Consider the following 2,023-nt stretch of genomic DNA (forward strand, 5'->3'; position numbering starts at 1 on the left):
GGGGTAACGGCCCACCGTGCCAATAATCGGTATGGGTCATGAGAGTGAGAACCCAGAGACGGAATCTGAGACAAGATTCCGGGCCCTACGGGGCGCAGCAGGCGCGAAACCTTTACACTGCACGACAGTGCGATAGGGGGATCCCAAGTGCACAGGCATAGCGCCTGTGCTTTTCGGTACCGTAAGGTGGTACCAGAATAAGGGCTGGGCAAGACCGGTGCCAGCCGCCGCGGTAATACCGGCAGCCCAAGTGATGGCCGATCTTATTGGGCCTAAAGCGTCCGTAGCTGGCCGCGCAAGTCCATCGGGAAATCCACCTGCTCAACAGGTGGGCGCCCGGTAGAAACTGCGTGGCTTGGGACCGGAAGGCGCGACGGGTACGTCCGGGGTAGGAGTGAAATCCCGTAATCCTGGACGGACCGCCGATGGCGAAAGCACGTCGCGAGGACGGATCCGACAGTGAGGGACGAAAGCCAGGGTCTCGAACCGGATTAGATACCCGGGTAGTCCTGGCCGTAAACAATGTCTGCTAGGTGTGGCTCCCACTACGAGTGGGTGCTGTGCCGTAGGGAAGCCGCTAAGCAGACCGCCTGGGAAGTACGTCCGCAAGGATGAAACTTAAAGGAATTGGCGGGGGAGCACTACAACCGGAGGAGCCTGCGGTTTAATTGGACTCAACGCCGGACATCTCACCAGCATCGACTGTGGTAATGACGATCAGGTTGATGACCTTATCCGAGCCTCAGAGAGGAGGTGCATGGCCGCCGTCAGCTCGTACCGTGAGGCGTCCTGTTAAGTCAGGCAACGAGCGAGACCCGCACCCTTACTTGCNTCAGAGAGGAGGTGCATGGCCGCCGTCAGCTCGTACCGTGAGGCGTCCTGTTAAGTCAGGCAACGAGCGAGACCCGCACCCTTACTTGCCAGCAGTACCGCGAGGTAGCTGGGGACAGTAGGAGGACCGCCGTGGCTAACACGGAGGAAGGAACGGGCAACGGTAGGTCAGTATGCCCCGAATGTGCTGGGCAACACGCGGGCTACAATGGTCGAGACAAAGGGTTCCTACTCCGAAAGGAGACGGTAATCTCAGAAACTCGATCGTAGTTCGGATTGTGGGCTGCAACTCGCCCACATGAAGCTGGATTCGGTAGTAATCGCGTGTCACAAGCGCGCGGTGAATACGTCCCTGCTCCTTGCACACACCGCCCGTCAAAGCACCCGAGTGAGGTCCGGATGAGGCGTTCCACGAACGTCGAATCTGGGCTTCGCAAGGGGGCTTAAGTCGTAACAAGGTAGCCGTAGGGGAATCTGCGGCTGGATCACCTCCACCGACCCGAGACNGTCGAATCTGGGCTTCGCAAGGGGGCTTAAGTCGTAACAAGGTAGCCGTAGGGGAATCTGCGGCTGGATCACCTCCACCGACCCGAGACCTCCCACACGGGAGGATCACCTTAGACCGTCTTTCTGAGACGGTCACTACTCATTCGCACTGGTCTGTGTACCGTCCACCCACCCGCCGGCTTGGACACCTTAGAACGACCACGGCTCACACCACACACACCAGACCTTCCCACCAGGGAAGGTGGGCTCATAGCTCAGCGGTAGAGTGCCTCCCTTGCAAGGAGGATGCCCTGGGTTCGAATCCCAGTGAGTCCATGTCAGACCCGACGCGATTCCGTCCGCTTAAATGAGAGACGTGATTCCGTTGGGTTACGACGACCGATGCACCATCCCGGGAAACCGTGGATGGGAAGGGTTCGACGAACGCCCCGTCACACCCGGGGCGATTCAATGACAACCGTGTATACGTGCGATCCAGACGTCCACTGAACTCATCCGAGTTCGTGGAACGTCAGTGAACCATATACAGTCGGAACACTCTGACGAGTGTTTCTGACACCGTCAACAACTCTCCTTCGAGAGTCTGTTGACACACTACTGGCTACTGTGCCAGCTGGTGAATGGCTCGGCTCGAGAGCCGACGACGGACGTGCCAAGCTGCGAAAAGCTCATGGGACCCGCATGG

General features: G+C 58.8%; 1 tRNA gene and 2 rRNA genes (1 of these 3 cut by a window edge). All 3 read left to right on the forward strand.

Annotation, left to right across the window (positions count from 1 at the left end):
* Positions 1–1,325 (forward strand): 16S ribosomal RNA (locus C466_RS05520); it begins 158 nt to the left of the window's first position.
* A 256-nt stretch (positions 1,326–1,581) separates the two neighbouring features.
* Positions 1,582–1,653: transfer RNA gene (locus C466_RS05525), tRNA-Ala, on the forward strand.
* Positions 1,654–1,930: 277 nt separating this feature from the next.
* Positions 1,931–2,023, forward strand: a 23S ribosomal RNA gene (locus C466_RS17120); the annotation flags it as partial.

It is taken from the genome of Halorubrum distributum JCM 10118, from assembly GCF_000337335.1.
In the GTDB taxonomy this organism is placed as follows: domain Archaea; phylum Halobacteriota; class Halobacteria; order Halobacteriales; family Haloferacaceae; genus Halorubrum; species Halorubrum distributum.